Source organism: Streptomyces sp. NPDC044064, from assembly GCF_056434245.1.
The window spans coordinates 143,628-160,303 of sequence record NZ_JBWKFN010000001.1 but is presented as its reverse complement, the minus strand read 5'-3'; the positions used below and the strand labels follow the sequence as shown (position 1 = coordinate 160,303).

General features: G+C 73.0%; 13 protein-coding genes and 1 pseudogene. 6 read left to right on the top strand and 8 right to left on the bottom strand.

Annotated features, from left to right (window positions below; translation table 11 throughout):
- Positions 1-50 precede the first annotated feature (50 nt).
- On the bottom strand, positions 51-1,250 hold the full coding sequence (locus AC07DS_RS00755) for a calcium-binding protein (protein ID WP_479141360.1): 1,200 nt from the start codon (positions 1,248-1,250) through the stop codon (positions 51-53).
- Between the two features lie 205 nt (positions 1,251-1,455).
- Between AC07DS_RS00755 and AC07DS_RS00750 the strand changes: the two are divergent.
- Together AC07DS_RS00750 and AC07DS_RS00745 are read left to right on the top strand one after the other, a co-directional pair.
- Positions 1,456-2,178: pseudogene (locus AC07DS_RS00750) on the top strand (replication initiator); the annotation flags it as partial.
- Positions 2,179-2,501: 323 nt separating this feature from the next.
- Entirely contained in the window at positions 2,502-2,726 is a 225-nt protein-coding gene (locus AC07DS_RS00745) for a hypothetical protein (RefSeq protein ID WP_479141359.1), read from the top strand.
- A 437-nt stretch (positions 2,727-3,163) separates the two neighbouring features.
- Here the strand turns inward: AC07DS_RS00745 and AC07DS_RS00740 are convergent, their stop codons facing one another.
- Both AC07DS_RS00740 and AC07DS_RS00735 read right to left on the bottom strand, forming a co-directional pair.
- The gene (locus AC07DS_RS00740; protein WP_479141357.1) at positions 3,164-3,385 is read right to left on the bottom strand and encodes a hypothetical protein; all 222 of its coding nucleotides are present in this window, start codon (positions 3,383-3,385) and stop codon (positions 3,164-3,166) included.
- A 508-nt stretch (positions 3,386-3,893) separates the two neighbouring features.
- Entirely contained in the window at positions 3,894-4,412 is a 519-nt protein-coding gene (locus AC07DS_RS00735) for an N-acetyltransferase family protein (RefSeq protein ID WP_479141355.1), read from the bottom strand.
- Here AC07DS_RS00735 and AC07DS_RS00730 point away from each other — a divergent pair.
- Positions 4,411-5,019, top strand: coding sequence for a helix-turn-helix domain-containing protein (locus AC07DS_RS00730; RefSeq protein WP_479141353.1), 609 nt, complete (start codon positions 4,411-4,413; stop codon positions 5,017-5,019). The genes AC07DS_RS00735 and AC07DS_RS00730 overlap by 2 nt on opposite strands.
- Positions 5,016-6,179 (top strand): MFS transporter, encoded by a 1,164-nt coding sequence (locus AC07DS_RS00725; protein WP_479141351.1) that lies wholly within the window; start codon positions 5,016-5,018, stop codon positions 6,177-6,179. Before AC07DS_RS00730 ends, AC07DS_RS00725 begins: the two co-directional genes overlap by 4 nt.
- Positions 6,180-6,344: 165 nt before the next feature.
- Here AC07DS_RS00725 and AC07DS_RS00720 read toward each other — a convergent pair whose 3' ends face one another.
- Positions 6,345-6,551: a hypothetical protein gene (locus tag AC07DS_RS00720; RefSeq protein WP_393478091.1), complete on the bottom strand. Its 207-nt coding sequence runs from the start codon at positions 6,549-6,551 to the stop codon at positions 6,345-6,347.
- Positions 6,552-6,767: 216 nt separating this feature from the next.
- Between AC07DS_RS00720 and AC07DS_RS00715 the strand changes: the two genes are divergently transcribed.
- Complete coding sequence (locus tag AC07DS_RS00715; RefSeq protein ID WP_479141349.1) at positions 6,768-8,606, top strand: glycoside hydrolase family 15 protein; 1,839 nt, start codon at positions 6,768-6,770, stop codon at positions 8,604-8,606.
- 14 nt (positions 8,607-8,620) lie between these two features.
- On the opposite strand, the gene AC07DS_RS00710 is transcribed toward AC07DS_RS00715, so the two are convergent.
- A complete protein-coding gene (locus AC07DS_RS00710; RefSeq protein WP_479141347.1) occupies positions 8,621-11,359 on the bottom strand; it encodes a SpoIIE family protein phosphatase in 2,739 nt (912 codons plus the stop codon).
- Between the two features lie 83 nt (positions 11,360-11,442).
- Positions 11,443-13,962 (bottom strand): SpoIIE family protein phosphatase, encoded by a 2,520-nt coding sequence (locus AC07DS_RS00705; protein ID WP_479141346.1) that lies wholly within the window; start codon positions 13,960-13,962, stop codon positions 11,443-11,445.
- Positions 13,963-14,243: 281 nt separating this feature from the next.
- On the opposite strand from AC07DS_RS00705, the gene AC07DS_RS00700 reads away from it, so the two are divergent.
- Positions 14,244-15,467: a hypothetical protein gene (locus AC07DS_RS00700; RefSeq protein ID WP_479141344.1), complete on the top strand. Its 1,224-nt coding sequence runs from the start codon at positions 14,244-14,246 to the stop codon at positions 15,465-15,467.
- Positions 15,468-15,638: 171 nt separating this feature from the next.
- Here the strand turns inward: AC07DS_RS00700 and AC07DS_RS00695 are convergent, their stop codons facing one another.
- Both AC07DS_RS00695 and AC07DS_RS00690 read right to left on the bottom strand, forming a co-directional pair.
- Entirely contained in the window at positions 15,639-16,334 is a 696-nt protein-coding gene (locus tag AC07DS_RS00695; protein WP_479141342.1) for a 2-phosphosulfolactate phosphatase, read from the bottom strand.
- 40 nt (positions 16,335-16,374) lie between these two features.
- Positions 16,375-16,662 carry a DUF1232 domain-containing protein gene (locus tag AC07DS_RS00690; protein ID WP_479141340.1) on the bottom strand — a complete coding sequence of 96 codons (288 nt, stop codon included), beginning with the start codon at positions 16,660-16,662 and terminating at the stop codon, positions 16,375-16,377.
- Positions 16,663-16,676 lie beyond the last annotated feature (14 nt).

Here is a 16,676-nt window from a genome sequence, read left to right as displayed (position 1 = left end):
GGCCGTATTGCTGCCTGGAACAGACGCAGACCAGCCAGTCGGGTCAGGGGTCAGGGAACGTTGGTGACGGACTCGCAGCGCAGGGCGACGTCGTGGTTGCCGGCTTCGCCGTCGCAGGAGTCGGTGTTCGCGCCGCCGTCCAGAAGATCGTTGGCGGGGCCTGCGAAGATGGCGTCGTTGCCGGTGCCACCGCGCAACACGTCCCGGCCGCCGGCCGTGCCGACGCTCGCGTCTCCGTCGAAGTTCACGTTGTCGCCGAAGAGGCGGTCGTCGCCGCCGCGTCCGTCGATCACGTCCTTGCCCGCGAACGTCCGGGAGGCGTCGCCGACCGAGCTGTCACCGAAGAGGAGCTCGTCCGCCGTGCCGCCGGTGATCCGGTCGTTGCCCGCCCCGGTCGCCTGCCCGCCCGCGGGGTCGCCGATGTTGTGGTCGCCGATGGCGAAGATGCCGCCGTCGGCGCCGAGATCGATGATGTCGTCGCCGCCGTTCCCATGGACGCCGTCGATGCCTTCGCTGTCCCCGACGATGCTTTCGGCGGTACCCGGTCCGGAACGGAGCACGTCGTCGCCCGCTCCGGTTCCGGAACCCTGGAAGGGTGCGGCCGAGTCGCCGAGCAGGCCGTCGTTGCCGTTGCCGCCCTCCAGGCAGTCCCGGCCGCCGCCCTCGGCATTGCCGCCGAGGGCCACGCTGTCGCCGGTGATGTGCTCGTCGTCGCCGTCTTCGCCGTAGATCCGGTCGTTGCCCCCGCCCTTGGCGTTGCCGTTGGAGTCGGTCTCCGAGTCGCCCACCATGAAGTCGGCTCCGTCACCGCCGTACATGACGTCGTTGCCGCCTCCCTCGGCGTTGCCACTGTTGCTCTGCGAGTCCCCCACCATGTCGTCGTCGCCGGCACGGCCGTACAGGACGTCGTTGCCGCCGCCCTTGGCATCCCCGCTCAAGACGGACACGTCACCGCGGATCGCGTCGTTGCCGTCACCGCCGTCGATCCGGTCGTTGCCGAGGCCGCCGATCAGGCGGTCGTCGCCGCCGAGGCCGCAGATGATGTCGTTGCCGCCGCGGCCGTCGATCACGTCGGCCCCTGTGGAGCCGACGATGACGTCACGCCCCGGCGTACCGGTGAGGGTTCCCGAGCCGGTGAGCGTCGCGGGAATGCCGAAACAGGTGGAAGGGGCGGCGACAGCGGTGGTCGCCGGAATTCCCAGCGTGATCAGCGCCGCCGAGACGATACCGGCCGTGAGGAGCCGAGCCATGCAGGACCTCCGGGTCTGAGGGGGGGGAACAGAAGGAGGTCTGCCTCACGTCATGGCGCTTCGGACAGTCGTCAATCCGTTTGCTGCACGCCGTCCCTCGAACGGTCCAGCGGGCGTGGCACGGCCGTGCTCACAGGAAAGGGCCAGTTCAAGAGGATCACCCCTCTGAACGTCGGCCGTGTTGTCGCGCGGGACCGTGTCGGTAACGGTCAACGTGCGCCGCGAACTCGCCGCCCGCGTCGGCCTGCCTCGCCGGGAACTGGCTGCTCACCCTCGCGTCTCGTACAGCAAGGTCGCCGAATTCCAGAAGCGCGGAGCTCTGCACTTTCACGCCGTCGTACGCCTCGACGGCCCGGAGGGGCCCGGAACGCCACCGCCCGTCTGGGCCACGGTAGACCTCCTCAGGGGCGCGATGCGCGCCGGCGCCGCGCACTCGTACACATCGGTCGAACAGGCCGTCGCGTCGTACGTGGCCAAGTACGCCACCAAGGCTGCCGAGAACACCGGCACCCTGGACCGCCGCATCGGTGAACTCGCCGAGCTCGACCGTCACCAAGTCCCCGACCACGCCCGGCGGCTCATCACGGCGTGCCGTGATCTGGACAACCTGTACCCGGACCGGCGCCTGTGGGCCCGGGCGCACGTGCTCGGCTTCCGCGGGCGCTTCTCGTCCAAGTCGCGCACCTACTGCACCACCCTCGGGGTCCTGCGCCAGGAGCGCGCCGACTACCGCGCCACCCAAGAGCGCAAAGCCCTCGGCCTGGACGACGTCCAGCCCGACACCGTCCTCGTCCTGAGGGACTGGCAGTACGCCGGTCACGGCCACACGCTGGGCGAGGCAGCCCTCGCAACGACCATTGCCCGCGATCTCCAGCTCAACCGCGAGACCGCCCGCGTCGTAGGCCACTACCGAGCGGCCTCGGACGGCCCAGAGACGGCCCGAGCTTCACCCAGGATTCGCTGCCCCAGACCTGATCGTCCACGGCTTGCCTTCCCCGCCGAGGTGTGGCGCGACAACGTCGCCCGGCAGCTTCTTCAATGGACCATAAAATCGAACACATGCTTGAATCTAGCCATGCGATCGTTTCCCGGCGACCTCGCCAAGGCGCAGCAGGAGTGGAGTGCCGCCCATCGGCAGCTCGACGAGCGGCTACTGCGTGACCTGGGACGGCCGGACGGACACGTGAGAAAGTGGCTTCATCCATGACGCCCTGGAATGCGGGGCCGCATGTCCCAGATGATCCTGAAGGCATGTCCGGCCCGATTCGTGTGATCGTTCATCCGCCGTCACCGACAGGCGGCCGGCGGGTCCGCGTGGACGGCGAGATCCTCGGCCTGGCCCACAACGTGGCCGACGTCGCCGAGTTCCTCCGCCGAGCCGGGCTGGAGATCGACCCGGCGGAGGTGGCGGAGGCCCCGTGGATCGACTGGCGTGGAGTGGGGCCTGAACGCTGGGGCCCGGAAGCGAGAAACTGACGCCCTCCCGAGCCGAGACGGCACCTCGGGCCAACATGTATTCCAAGTCTGTTGGCGCCTCGTCGGGGCTCGTAGTGCAGGGCCGTACACCTGTGTGCACGGGTGGCCCGGCTGCGGGAAGGACCCGGCACACGGTCTCGTCCGAACGACGGTGAACGTTGCCGGAGCCACCGTCATTCGTGGAGCTAAGTCGCCTTGGGCCGCGCCGCGCGTACGCCCGAGGCGGGCTCCTGTGCGTCCTCCAGCGGCAAGGTCTCGTCTTCTCCGAAGTCAGGGGCCTGGAAGGGGTTGGTCGCCGGAGGCGGCGACGCTGCAGTGGAGCAGCGGGGTTGCCCTTCCAGGGCGGAAAACAGCGACGTCAGATCGATGAGAGGACTCTCTTTCATTGCAGGTGTCCCGGAAGGGGCCCTGGTGTGCCGGGACCGGGCACAGCGGTCCTACAGTTTGGTCATCTTGGCGTACGGGCTCAAGATCCGCATTTGCGCCGAGCCGAAATCCACGAGCGCCGCGACTCCGTCCTCGATGCCGACTACTCGGCCGAGGCCATACATGTCGTGTGTGACCTGGTCGCCCACGGCGAAGTGCTTGGGAGCCGGTGTGACCGGGGCTTTAAAGGGGCTGGTGGGCAAGTGGCGCTTGGGCGCAGCAGGCTTGGTCATGGCTCAGTATGAGCCTGCGTGCATCCCGTTCGCTGTGGCCGCCGGCACAGATCCAGACGGGAACAATCGCTCCATGCCACTGACCTGGGGTTTCGAGACCTGGTGAGGCGAAACCGGACCGTAGGTCCCCTTTGTTGACCGTGGCTGACCCCTGCATCTGGCACGGTTGTGGCACGAACCTCAGCCGACGACAGTCAGCCACGATGGCGGGTGCGCCGACCGATCAGTGCGCGTGTGCCTCGCCGCACCCCGCCGGCCTCGGCCACGCTGTCGATGTGTGTCGAGCCCTCAGCTTGGAAAGCTGAGGTGATCCAGGGCCTGCTGCGGGGGCTGAACTGCTGCGGCAGGGCCTCCCCGACCGGTGGCACGTCCGTTGATTCCCCGTGGTTCCCCGTGGTTCCCCGCACGATCTGGCACAGGTCTGCCGGCGTGGCGGCTAAGCCCGGCACGGCACCTGTACACCGCGGCTCGGCCCCTGATCGCCCCGTCCGCGGCGGCTGCCGGTGGCTCAGGTCAGGGGCAGCCGCATGATGGCCAGGTCGAGCCACCGGCCGAACTTGGTGCCGACCTCCGGGACCGTTCCGACGTGCTGGAACCCGAACCGCTCGTGCAGCCGGATCGACGCGGTGTTGCCGGCCTCGATATCCGCGATGACCACGTGGTGGCCCGCCTCGCGGGCGGCTGCGACGAGGGTGGCGAGCAGTGCGGAGCCGATGCCGAGCCCGTGCCGGTCCTCGCGGACGTAGACCGAGTCCTCCACCGTGTGCCGGTACCCGTCCAGGCTCCGCCACGGGCCGTAGGCCGCGAACCCCGCCACCTCGCCCGCCACCTCGGCCACGAACGCCGAGCCGCGCTCCAGGTGAGCGGCCAGCCAGGCCGCCCCCTCGGCGGGGGACTGCGGGGTCTGCGTCCACAGGGCCGTCGAGTGCTCGACCGCGTGGTTGCGGATCGCGCGGATCGCCTCCGCGTCGCCGGAGTGTGCCGGCCGTACGGTCACGGCCCGACTTCTCTCGTATATTGGATTCATGTCCAACATGGTAGATCCTCTGGTGGGGCGGATCGCGGCCCGTGTCCGCACCGAGCGGGAGCGCCGCCGCTGGACCCTGGCCCGGCTCGCGGACGCCTCAGGTGTCTCCCAGGCCATGATCAGCAGGATCGAGCGCGGCGAGAGCAGCCCCACCGCCGTCGTCCTCGGCAAGCTGTCCGCCGCCTTCCAGCTGAGCGTCGCCTCCCTGCTCGCCCTCGCCGAAGGAGCGCAGGAGGAGGAAGGACCGCAGGGCCGCACGGACGGCGTCGCGGGAGTGCGCCGCCGGGACGACGCGCCCGAGTGGCGCGACCCCGGCACCGGCTACCGGCGCCGCCAGATCACCGGACCGCACTTCCCCGCGGAGATCGCCGAGATCCGCCTGCCCGCCGGTGCCCGGGTGCCGTACCCGGCCGCGGCCTTCGCCTTCGTCCGCCAGGTCGTCTGGGTCCTCGACGGCCGTCTGACCTTCCACGACGGCGACACGGTCCACGAACTCGACGCGGGCGACACCATCGAACTCGGCGAGCCCGCCGAGCGCGCATTCGTCAACGCCACCGACGCCGAGTGCCGCTACGCCGTCGTCCTCACCCGGGGCGCACAGCCGTGACCCACCCCCTTCCCCGAGGCGGCACGTTCCTGCTCGCCTCCATAGCCGGGACGGCGATCGCCAACAACTACGCCCTGCAGCCCGCGCTCACCGCGGTCGCCGCCGACCTCGGCGTCCCCCTCTCCGTGATCGGCCTCGTGCCGACCGCCGCACTCGCCGGCTGTATGACGGGCTTCGCCCTCCTGCTCCCGCTCACCGACCACCTGGCGCCCAACCGCCTGGTGGCCGCACAGCTCACCGCCCTGGCCGCCGCCCTCACCCTCGCCGCGGAAGCACCCGGTGCGTTCGCGCTCCTGGCCGCCTACCTGCTCATCGGCGCGGCCGCCAGTGTCGCGGCCCAGGCCGGCAGCATCGCGGGCCGGCACGCCCCGCCCGGGAGCCGGGGAACGGGAGTCGCCACCGTGGCCGCCGGCATGTCGGCCGGCATCCTGCTCAGCCGGCTGGCGGGGGGAACCCTCGCGGACGTCCTCGGCTGGCGGCGGATGCTCCTCGTGTTCGCCGCCCTCGCCCTCCTCGGGGCGGTCGCCGCCGCCACGCTCCTGCCCCGGCAGCGGCCGCACTCCGGCGGCGGCTACCGCGCGACCCTCGGCTCGCTTCCCCCACTGCTGCGCCGCCACCCGCAGCTGCGCCGGGCGGTGGCCACCGGCGGGCTGTGGTACTTCGCCTTCAACCTCGTCTGGGTCGCCCTCGCGCTGGCTCTGGCCCAGCCGCCCCACTCCCTCGGCCCGACCATCATCGGCCTGTACAGCCTGGCCGGAGTCCTCGGTTTCGCCGCACTCCCGCTCACCGGACGCCTGGCCGACCGGTACGGTCCCAGCGCCGTGATCACCGCTTCCATGGCGGCCGCCGCGGCTGGAGTGGCCCTCCTCGCCACCGGCCTGAACACCCCGTGGGTCACGGCAGCCGGACTCGCGCTCTGCGACGCCGGCTGCTTCGCCGCCCAGGCCGCCAACCAGAGCCGCGTCATCGCCCTCGACCCCCAGCGCTCCGGCAGCCTCAGCAGCGTCTACCTCGTGCTGTACTTCACGGTCGGCGCCGTCGGCACCGGCCTCGCCGCACCCCTGCTCAGCACCCTCGGCTGGCAGGGCACGGCCCTGACCGCCCTCGCCGCGCTGCTCCTCGCCGCCGCCTGTGGACGCGGCGGCACCCGGCAGACCTGAGCGCCTGCCGGCAGCCGGTTTCGCGACGGCGGTGGCAGTCGGTTTCGCGACGGCGGTCACGGCCCGCTGTAGGGGCAGCACAGGGCGCCGGGCGGGCTGCCGTACCGACCCGCGCGCCCCTGCCCGGCGCCTCCCCGTTGGTGTCCTCTGATTCCCCGGACCGCCCTAGGGCAGCAGCTTCTCCACGGCTGCCTGGCCCTCGGTCTCCAGCTTGCGGCGCGCCCAGTCGAGGTTCGCCGGAGTGACGTCCCTGCCCGCTGCCATCACCAGGTCCTCCGCGGTGACGTCCCTCGGCGGAGCGGAGTGGAGCAGGGCGTCCGGGGTGCAGTGGTCGTCGGACGAACGGGACTCTTCGGGTGTGGATGTCGACATGATGCCTCCTCCTCGGTCCGGATGACCGCATCCGTGCCGGTGCCGCCGAACGGGGCACACTCTCACCATTCCGCGCCTCGCCGCAGCCTGCATCCGGAAGGCGCCGCGGCGCCGGGTGACAGGCGTCTGCCCGCCCGGCGCCGGGGCACTCGCCCTAAGCTGGAATGCAGCCCGAGCTGGAATGCAGCCCGCACACCGCACCGGGAGGCCCGAGCGATGGCCGACATCCCCTTCCCGCAGGACCTGTCCGGGAGTCCCCGCTACCTGCCGATCGCCGAACACGGCCTCATCGGCGATCTGCGCAGCGTCGCCCTGGTCGGCACCAACGGCACGATCGACTGGTACTGCTCCCCGTCCTTCGACGCACCCAGCGTCTTCGCGGCCATCCTCGACGCCGAGCGCGGCGGCCGCTTCGAGCTGGCCGCCGCCGTACCCGCGCGCACCAAACAGTTCTACTTCCCGGACACCAACGTGCTGATCACGCGGTTCTTCACCGAGGACGGCGTCGGCGAGGTCCAGGACTTCATGCCGGTCCGCGGAGAGGCGTCCGACGTCGAGGGCCGGCACCGGCTCATCCGGCGCGTGGTGTGCGTCCGCGGCACCGTGCCCTTCCGGGCCCTGATCGCCCCGCGCTTCGACTACGGCTCCGACCCGCACACCCTGCGCACCCTCGACGGCCTCGTCGTCTTCGAGTCCGCCAAGCTGTCCCTCGCCCTCACGGCCACCGCCGTCGTGGAGTGCGACGGCCGGGACGCGCGGGCCGACTTCAAGCTGAGCGAGGGTGAGACGGCGGTGTTCGCCCTGGACCAGCTCGGCACCGAGGTGGCCCCCCGCGGCTGCGCCCACGCCGAGGCCGAGTACGAGTTCAACGCCACCGTCGCGTACTGGCGGCGCTGGCTGCACCAGTCCCGCTACCGGGGCCGCTGGCGCGAGATGGTGCACCGCTCCGCCCTCACCCTCAAGCTCCTCACCTACGCCCCCACCGGCGCCATCGTCGCCGCGCCCACCACCAGCCTGCCCGAGCAGCTCGGCGGCGAGCGCAACTGGGACTACCGCTACGTGTGGGTCCGCGACGCCGCCTTCGCGGTCTACGCCCTGCTCAGGCTCGGCTTCAGCAGCGAGGCCGCGGCCTTCATGAAGTTCCTGACCACGCACATCAGCCCCGGCTGCGGCGACGGCTCCGGCCCGCTGCAGATCATGTACGGCATCGACGGCCGTGCCGACCTGCCCGAACGCGAACTGCCCCACCTGGAGGGACACCTCGGCTCCGCCCCGGTCCGGGTCGGCAACGCCGCCGCCGACCAGCTCCAGCTGGACATCTACGGCGCCCTGATCGACTCGATCTACCTCTACGACAAGTGGGCCGAGCCCATCTCCAGCGGCCAGTGGGACGACGTGTCCCACCTCGTCAACTGGGTGTGCGACCACTGGGACCAGCCCGACGAGGGCGTGTGGGAGACCCGCGGCGGCCGCAAGAACTTCCTGTACTCGCGGCTGATGTGCTGGGTCGCCATCGAGCGGGCCATCCGCCTCGCCACCCACCGCGGGCTGCCCGCCGACCACCGCCGCTGGCGCCAGGCCCGGGACGACATCTACCGGCGGATCATGGAGCGCGGCTGGTCGGAGCGCCGCAACGCCTTCGTGCAGTACGAGGGCGCCGATGTGCTCGACGCCTCGGTGCTGATGATGCCGCTGGCCAAGTTCATCGCGCCGACCGACCCCAAGTGGCTGTCCACCCTGGACGCCCTCTCCGAGGACCTGGTCTCCGACTCCCTCGTCTACCGCTACGACCCGCAGGCCAGCCCCGACGGGCTGCGCGGCGACGAGGGCACCTTCTCCATCTGCTCCTTCTGGTACGTCGAGGCACTGGTCCGGGCCGGCCGGCTGGACGAGGCCCGGCTGGCCTTCGAGAAGATGCTCACCTACGCCAACCACCTCGGCCTGTACGCCGAGGAGATCGGCCGCACCGGCGAGCAGCAGGGCAACTTCCCGCAGGCGTTCACCCACCTGTCCCTCATCAGCGCCGCGTTCAACCTGGACCGCGCCCTGGGCTGACCGCCCTGCCGGGCTCAGGGCAGCGGCTGCTCCGCCCAGATGATCTTGCCGTTGTGGGTGTAGCGGGTGCCCCAGCGCTCGGCGAGCTGGGCGACGAGGAACAGGCCGCGGCCTCCCTCGTCGGTGGTGGCCGCGTACCGCAGATGCGGGGAGGTCGTGCTGCGGTCGGAGACCTCGCAGATCAGCGTGCGGTCGCGCAGCAGCCGTACGCCGATCGGCCCGCGTCCGTAGCGGATGGCGTTGGTGACCAGCTCGCTCAGGATCAGCTCCGTCGTGAACGACAGCTCGTCCAGGTCCCATTCGGCCAGCAGCCGGGTGACCGAGGCCCGTACTTCGGAGACGGCCACCGGATCCGAGGGCACCTGCCACTCGGCGACCCGGTCGGCGCCGAGGACACGGGTGCTGGCCACGATCAGCGCGACGTCGTCGCTGGGCCGGTTCGGGAGGCTGTCGAGCACCGCCCGGCAGGTGTCCTCGGGCGAGGCGCCGGGCGCCCGGCCGAGGGCCTCGCGCAGCAGTTCGAGCCCCTCGTCGATGTCCCGGTCCCGGTCCTCCACCAGGCCGTCGGTGTACAGGACGAGGCGGCTGCCCTCCTTCAGCTCCAGGTCGGCCGTCTCGAACGGCAGCCCGCCGAGGCCCAGCGGGGGACCGGCGGGCACGTCCGGGAACTCCACGCGGCCGTCGGGGTGCACCAGCGCGGGCGGCGGATGGCCGGCCCGGGCCACCGTGCAGACCCGCGACACCGGGTCGTACACCGCGTACAGGCAGGTCGCGCCGGTGACCGCGGCGGCGCCGTCGGCCGGGGTCTCGTCCTGGTCGATCCGGCCCACCAGCTCGTCCAGCAGACCGAGAAGTTCATCGGGCGGCAGATCGAGCGAGGAGAAGTTGTGCACCGCCGTGCGCAGCCGGCCCATCGTCGCCGCCGCGTGGAGTCCGTGGCCCACGACGTCCCCCACCACCATGGCCACCCGGGTGCCGGACAGCGGCAGTACGTCGAACCAGTCGCCGCCCACCCCCGCCTGCGCCGGCAGATAGCGGTAGGCGATCTCCAGGGCGCCCTGCTCCGGCAGGGAGCGCGGCAGCAGGCTCCGCTGGAGGGTCACCGCCATGCTGTGCTCACGGGTGTAGCGGCGGGCGTTGTCGATGGACACGGCGGCCCGCGCGACCAGTTCCTCGGCGAGGGCCAGGTCCTCGGCGTCGAACGGCTGCGGCTTCTCCGACCGATAGAAGTTGGCCACACCGAGCACCAGGGTGCCCGCCCGCAGCGGAATGGTGATCAGGGAGTGGATGCCGTGGGCCACGATCTGCCCAGTGCGCTCCAGGTCCTGGGCGAGCCAGCCGGGCGCCTCCCGCAGCACCGGCTCGATCACGGACTGCCCGGTCGTCAGACTCCGGGCCTGCGGCGAGGTCGGCACGAACCGGATGCGCTCGCCCACCGAATACAGCGGGGCGTCGTCGCGGACGCCGTTGCAGGCCGCCCGGCGCAGCGAGGTCCCGGGCCTCGGCTCCTCCCCGCTCAGCACCGGGTCGAACAGGTCCACGGTGACGTAGTCCGCGAACCGCGGCACGGCCAGCTCGGCCAGTTCCTGCGCCGTGCGGGCCACGTCCAGGCTGGTGCCGATGCCCACGCCGGCGTCGTACAGCATGTTCAGCCGCTCGCGCGCCACCTCCGCGCGGCCCGACAGGGCGCGCAGCTCCGTGGAGTCGCGCAGCGTGGTGACGCTGCCGGCCGGGCCGCCGCGCAGGTCGGTGGGGCGCTGGTTGACGGCCAGCAGCCGGTCCTTGACCAGATGCACCTCGTCCGTGGCGACCCGCCCGGAGGCCAGCAGCCCGGCCGTGTCGTCGTCCAGACCCAGCTCCAGCACATGACGCTGCTCGGCGTCCTCGGGCAGGTCCAGCAGCCGCTGCGCCTCGTCGTTGGCGAGCACCAGCCGGCCGTCGCCGCCCACGATGAGCACGCCCTCGCGGACGGCGTGCAGCACCGCGTCGTGGTGCTCGTACATCCGGGTCATCTCGTACGGGCCGAGGCCGTGCGTCTGGCGCAACAGGCGCCTGCTGACCAGGGCCGTGCCCCCGGTGGCCAGCGCGAGTGCCGCCGCGGCCGCCGCGAGCAGCAGGGGCAGCTGCTGGTCGGCGGCCCCGCCCACGTGCTCGGTGGTGATGCCGGACGAGACCAGGCCGACCACCTTGCCGCTGGAGTCCTTCACGGGCACGACGACCTGTACCAGTTCGCCTATCGTCCCGTGGATCTCCTCGACGACCGTGCCCCCGGCCAGCGCCGGCGCGATGGTCCCGACGAACTTCTTGCCGATGCGGTCCGGATCGGGATGGGTGTAGCGGATGCCGTCGGTGTTCATCACCACGACGAAGTCCACGTCCGACCCCTTGCGGGCGGCCTCGGCCTTCGGCTGCAGGATGGCCGTCGGATCCGGGGCGCGCAGCGCGGCCGCCGTGCCGGGCGCGTTGGCGAACGTCTGGGCGACGGCCATGGAGCGGTTGAGGGCCTCCCTGGTGCTGTCGCGCTGCACCTGGAGCACCTGCGCCACCACGGCCGAGACGACCAGCAGCAGCACGATCACCACCTGGAGCAGGAACACCTGCCCGGCGACGCTGCGCCCGGTCACCGCCGCCCGCAGCACGCCCGGACGGCCGCCCTTCGCGCCCGCAGTGTCCTTCCGCGGGCCCTGCGGTGCGCGCGGTTTCCCGGAAGGACGGGACGGCCGGGTCTCGGACCGGCCGGGCAGACGCACCATGTGCCCATGTCTACACTGCCCGGCCCCGTCAGGCGAGGCCGTCGCCCGAGGCGAGAGCCACCTGTTCCGGCGGCGGGCTCCGGTCACCGGCGGTGCGGGGTGCGCCGGGTGGCGAGCAGCAGCGCCACGTCGTCGGGGCGGTCGACGGAGTGCCGGGCGGTGGCGGTGATCCGGTCGGCGACCCCGGCCAGGGACCGGCCGCCGCGCCGTCCGGCGACCCCGCCGGCCCTCGCCAGCGCGAGGCGCAGCGCGGTGATGCCGTCGTCGATGTCGGCGCCGGGCCGCTCCACGAGGCCGTCGGTGTACAGGGCGAGGATCGCGTCCGGCTCCAACAACAGATCGGTCACCGGGTACTGGGCGCACGGATCCACCCCGAGGACGACACCGCCCGGGATGTCCAGCACCTCGGTACGTCCGTCGGGGCGGCGCAGCAGCGGCGGCGGATGTCCCGCCCGGGCTGCCCGGGCCTGCCCGGTGGCCGGGTCGAGACGAACGTAGCAACAGCTGGCGAACTGGCCCGGGTCGAGGTCGATGAGCAGGTGGTTCGTGCCGCTCAGCACCTCGTCGGGCGGCCGGTCGCCGAGCGCGAAGGCGCGTACGGCGCTGCGCAGCTGGCCCATGGTGGCCGCCGCCTGCACCCCGTGCCCCTGCACATCGCCGATGACCAGCGCCAGCCCGTCCCCGGCCTCGACGACGTCGTACCAGTCACCGCCCACGTCCATGCCCTGGGTGCCCGGCAGATAGCGGCCCGCCGTCTCCACCTGCGGGTGCGCCGACAGCCGCCGGGGCAGCAGGGCCTGCTGCAGGCCGCGGGCGAGCGCGGCCTCGGTGTCGTAGCGCTGGGCCTTCTCCATCGCGTGCGCGATCAGCCCGGCGAGCGCGGTCAGGACCGTCTGCTCCTCCGTGCTGAAGCTGCGCGACCGGTCGAAGCCGAGGATGCAGGAGCCGACCGGCCGCCCGGACGCGATCAGCGGCAGGAAGGCACGGGCGCCCTCCTCGGCGTCCAGGGGTATGCCCGGGTAGGTGGCCGCCAGTTGCTGCATGGACTCGAAGAAGATCGGACGGCCGGTCGTGAGGGTCTCCACGCCGGGCAGGTGCGCGTCGAGGCCGACGCCCTCGAAGGGGGAGAGGAAGCCCTGCGGGAATCCGGTCTCCCAGGCCAGGTACAGATGCCGGTCCTGGAGCAGGTAGATGGCCAGGTGGCGGCCGCCGAACGCGGGCAGCAGCTCCTGCATCACGACCGCAGACACCTGCCGGGCGGTCACGGCGTCCGTCAGCGCGATGGCGAGGGCGATGGGCCGGTACAGCGGCGTCAGCGAGTGATCGCCGGGCACCGAGTCCTCCGGGGTGTGCGGCTCGGCCTCGGCCGGGGCTTCGGAGGAGGGTTCGGCGGGCGCGTCGACATGGCTGGCCGGGACGAGCGTGCAGGTCAGGATGTCCGGGCCGGGATGCACCGAGAGGGCGAGCCAGTCGCCCTCACCGGTTGCTGCACGGTCCGCGGCCGGACGCCGGACGTGCACGTGCACCGGCTCCTGGGACAGCAGCACGCTGCGCAGATGGTCGTCGTACGGCGGACCGCCCAGCCATGGCATCGCCTCCCACAGCGAACGGCCGAGCAGCCACGCCCGCTCCTGGCCCGCCATGCGCGCCGCGGCCGCGTTGACGTACACGAGCAGCCCGAGCCGGTCCAGGCAGAACACCCCTTGCGGCAGCATGTCGGCCGCGCCGTCCGCGGAGGCACCCGGGCCGGGGTCGAAGACGGTTCCGGCGACCAGGGACGCCTCGCCGGGCTCGGTCGCCGGGGCCAGGTCGACGAGCCGCGGGGTCCCTTCCTCCGACCACACGTTCAGGGGCGCGGCGGGCGGCTTCCCGGCGCCCGCGTCGCGCAGCGCGGCCAGGATCCGGTGCGCCTCGGCCGGGGACACGGCGTCCGCGAGCGCCGGGCCGGTCCCCGCGAACTCCGCCGGATCCAGCCCGAGCAGCGCATACAGCCGGTCGTCCGGGTGCACCGCCGACGTTTCCGGATCCCAGGTGAACCGCCCCACGCGCGCCTGTGCGGGCCGGGTGGCGGGCGGACGTACACAATGGGGTTCCCCGTCCCAGGCGATGACGGCCTCGTCCCCGTCGGCGAGAGCGAGCAGCTCGGCTCCGAGGCCCTCGGCGAGCCGTGCGAGCAGTTCGCGGTCCAGCAGCTCGTCCACGGTGTCCGTCGCCGCCGGCCGCAGCACGCTGAGCACCCCCAGGGGCTCGCTCCCGCCCGGCACGGGCACGTGCACCGAGCCGAACGGGAAGGGCAGACCCGCCGCGAACTGGGGATACCGGCGCACCGTGTCCGTGGCGTTCGACAGCACCACCTGGACGCCCAGCCGGTAGGCGTCGGCCACCGGGAAGGGCCGGCCGACGTGCAGTCGCCACCAGGGCCGGAACAGCGGGCCGGGCAGCCCGACGAGCACCGCGAGGCGCAGCAGCCCCGGGGTGCTGGAGCGCAGGTACACGCCCGCCACGCGCCCTCCGGCCGCGCCGAGCGCGCCGGTCGAGGCGTCGACCAGCAGCGTGGTCAGCCGCGCCCGCGACCGGACCGCCGGCTCTCCGCTCCCAGCCATGGGCCCTACCTCGTCCCGTACCGCCGGGTGGATGACACAAGAATGCGCCTCGTGGGTGGCGTGACGCACCTGGGCGGGAGAAGACGGTACTGCAGGGTCGCGGCCGTGGGGAGGGGCCCGTACGGACCTGGTACCGCGCACTTCACACCTGTGCCGCACCCGGGTGGCGGGGCGTCGTACGCGCTCTTAGTAATGGACTGCGTGACTCCGCCCCGCGGACTGCGTGATTCCGCGCCGCGCGCGGCACGCCGGTGTGGCCGCACCCTTCCCCTGGAGCCCAGATGACCAGCTCTCCGTCGCCCCGTCCCGACGACTCCACCGGCATACCCGCCGCACCGGCCGCCACCGCGGTCGCCACCCCGTCCCCCGACCCCGATACCTGGCCCGAGGCGCTCCTGGGGACGAGCCCCGAGGCCCCGTGTGCGCAGGACCCCTACGAGGATCCCCTGCCCGGTCTGGTCCGCGCGGCTGTCGCCGACCGCCCCCTGGAGGACGTCGTCCGGCTCATCACCCTGCTGGAACGGCGGCCCGAGCACGCCCGGACCACCGCCGAAGCGCTGCGCGCGGCCGGTGTCGGCCGGTCCCTGGAGGACGTCACCCGCTTGGTCACCCTCCTCACCCGGCCGCCCCGCACCAGCGGCAGCGCCGACGAGGCGATCCGCGCCGCCGCCGAGTGCCGCCCGCTGGAGGAGGTCACCCGGCTGATGGAACTGCTGCGCAGCACCCCCGTGGAGCCCCACTGCGTGCGTGCCGCGGTCGAGGCGGTGGCCGTCGGCCGCCCCGTCGAGGAGCTCGCCGAGCTGATCGCCCGCCTTGCCGCCGAGCGGCCCGCGCACGGGACGGCGCTGCCCGAACCGGTGGTCCCGGTGCCCGTCGAGCCGGCCCCGGTGCCCGTCGAGCCGGCCCCGGTGCCTGCCGACGCGCAGCCCGCCGTCGCCATCGCCGTTCCGGCACTGGACGAGGCCACCCCGGCGCCGGACGAGGTTGCCCTGGTACCGAACGAGGTTGCCCTGGTACCGGACGAGGCCACCCCGGTACCGGACGAGGCCGCCCCGGGGCCCCGGCGGACCGGCGAGCGCACCCCGGACGGCGGGTCCGGGTCCCCGAAGGCGCCCGGGTGGCTGGCCCGAGTCGCCGCCCTGCTGGTGTTCCTCTGCGGCGCGGCCCACGCACCGCGCTACTGGGAGGACCTGTCCCAACCTCTCCTGCAGGCCACTCTGGCCGCCTCGGGGCTCTGCGTCCTGCTGGCCCTCGTACTGCCGGCGCGGCCGGTACCGGTCCGGCTGGCCGCGGCCACCGTGACACTGCTGTTCACCGCCGCGCTCGCGGCGGTACAGGTACTCGGTGGCACCTTCGGCCACCAGGGCCGGACCTGGCTCCGGTCCGCACTCCTGGCCCCTCCGTGGCTCGCCGGCACGGCGGCAGCGGTTGCCGCGGTCGCGGCGCTCGCTGTGCTGCTCGCCACGCTCGTGACGGCTGACCCCCGCCGTACGGAGGAATGCTGAGTGCTGCCGCCGCGGCCGTGCCGACGGACGGCGGGCCAGGCCGCCGCGGCCGCGCGCAGGGGTGTTGAGCCCGGCTGCTGCACCCGCGCCGACCAGTGCCGGATCAGGCCGTCGTACCCGCGCCGACGGGCGTCCGATCGGGCCGCCGTAGCGGCGTGGACGGGCGTCCGGTCAGGCCCCCGCGCCCATGCCCACCGGCCGGAGCACCAGGTGGCCGTCCATGCGGGTCGCTGCCATGGCGAACGGGAACGTGTCCGCCTCCAGGCACATCGCAGCGTCCTCGGGGTGGACACCCTCCCAGCCGAGTCGTACGCCCTTCGCGAGCCGGGCGGCGCCGTCGGAGTGCCGGGCCCGCTTCAGGTAGGGCGCGGGATCGGCGGTGGGTGAGTCGGCGCGGGCCACGATGTACTGGGCGCAGGCCAGGTCCTCCTCGGCCCGCCCGCCGTCCCCGGTGACGACGAAGGTCACCGTGTCCGGCCGGGCGCGCCGCAGCACCTCGGCGGTCGCCCCGGCCACCAGGAAACTCGCGCACAGGAGCAGCCGCGCGTCCGCGACCGCCAGCGCTCCGGCCGTCCCGGCGGTGGTCTTCTGCACGACCGTGCGGCCCCGCACGTCGAGCGAGCGCAGCAGGGCGGGCGAGTTGGCCAGGTCGAACCCCGGCACCGGCGGCCCGTCCTGAAACGCCAGCCAGCCCGGGTGGCGGGCCTTCAGCTCCAGGGCCTCCTCCTGCGTACCGGCGAAGACGATCTTCTCCGCGCCGCGCCGGAACGCCCAGGCGGCGACGGTGAACGCGCGCATCACGTCGACGACCACGGCGACGTCGGGGGAGACCGGCCGATCGGGGATCCCGGTGAAAGTGGGCTGCATCGCTCCATGATGCGGCAACCGGCCCTCGGGCAGGGGAAGTTCAGTACTCCGCAGGTCCGGGCGGCAGCGTGCGGGCGGCGCGCAGGCTGCGCAGCGCGAGGAGCAGGACGGCGATGTCGTCCAGGTAGACCGGGTCGGGCAGCAGGTCGGTGGGCAGCACCAGATACAGGATCGCGCCCCAGAACACCCAGCGCGGCCCCGTCGGCAGCCCGGCCTGCTGCAGGGTCCGCCGGGCGCGCACCAGCCGCACGAGCAGCCAGACGGCCACGCCGAGCAGCAGCGCCGCGACGACGCCGACGATCACCAGCAGGGTCGTGGTGGAATCCATGCGGTCTCCTGTCC

Bases quoted from the DNA above. Each gene is read 5' to 3' on its own strand.
- AC07DS_RS00730 (WP_479141353.1), top strand. From the start codon at position 4,411: ATGTCCAACATGGTAGATCCTCTGGTGGGGCGGATCGCGGCCCGTGTC.
- AC07DS_RS00745 (WP_479141359.1), top strand. From the start codon at position 2,502: ATGTCCGGCCCGATTCGTGTGATCGTTCATCCGCCGTCACCGACAGGC.
- AC07DS_RS00755 (WP_479141360.1), bottom strand. From the start codon at position 1,250: ATGGCTCGGCTCCTCACGGCCGGTATCGTCTCGGCGGCGCTGATCACG.
- AC07DS_RS00720 (WP_393478091.1), bottom strand. From the start codon at position 6,551: ATGTCGACATCCACACCCGAAGAGTCCCGTTCGTCCGACGACCACTGC.
- AC07DS_RS00705 (WP_479141346.1), bottom strand. From the start codon at position 13,962: ATGGCTGGGAGCGGAGAGCCGGCGGTCCGGTCGCGGGCGCGGCTGACC.
- AC07DS_RS00695 (WP_479141342.1), bottom strand. From the start codon at position 16,334: ATGCAGCCCACTTTCACCGGGATCCCCGATCGGCCGGTCTCCCCCGAC.
- AC07DS_RS00690 (WP_479141340.1), bottom strand. From the start codon at position 16,662: ATGGATTCCACCACGACCCTGCTGGTGATCGTCGGCGTCGTCGCGGCG.
- AC07DS_RS00700 (WP_479141344.1), top strand. From the start codon at position 14,244: ATGACCAGCTCTCCGTCGCCCCGTCCCGACGACTCCACCGGCATACCC.
- AC07DS_RS00715 (WP_479141349.1), top strand. From the start codon at position 6,768: ATGGCCGACATCCCCTTCCCGCAGGACCTGTCCGGGAGTCCCCGCTAC.
- AC07DS_RS00710 (WP_479141347.1), bottom strand. From the start codon at position 11,359: ATGGTGCGTCTGCCCGGCCGGTCCGAGACCCGGCCGTCCCGTCCTTCC.
- AC07DS_RS00740 (WP_479141357.1), bottom strand. From the start codon at position 3,385: ATGACCAAGCCTGCTGCGCCCAAGCGCCACTTGCCCACCAGCCCCTTT.
- AC07DS_RS00735 (WP_479141355.1), bottom strand. From the start codon at position 4,412: ATGAATCCAATATACGAGAGAAGTCGGGCCGTGACCGTACGGCCGGCA.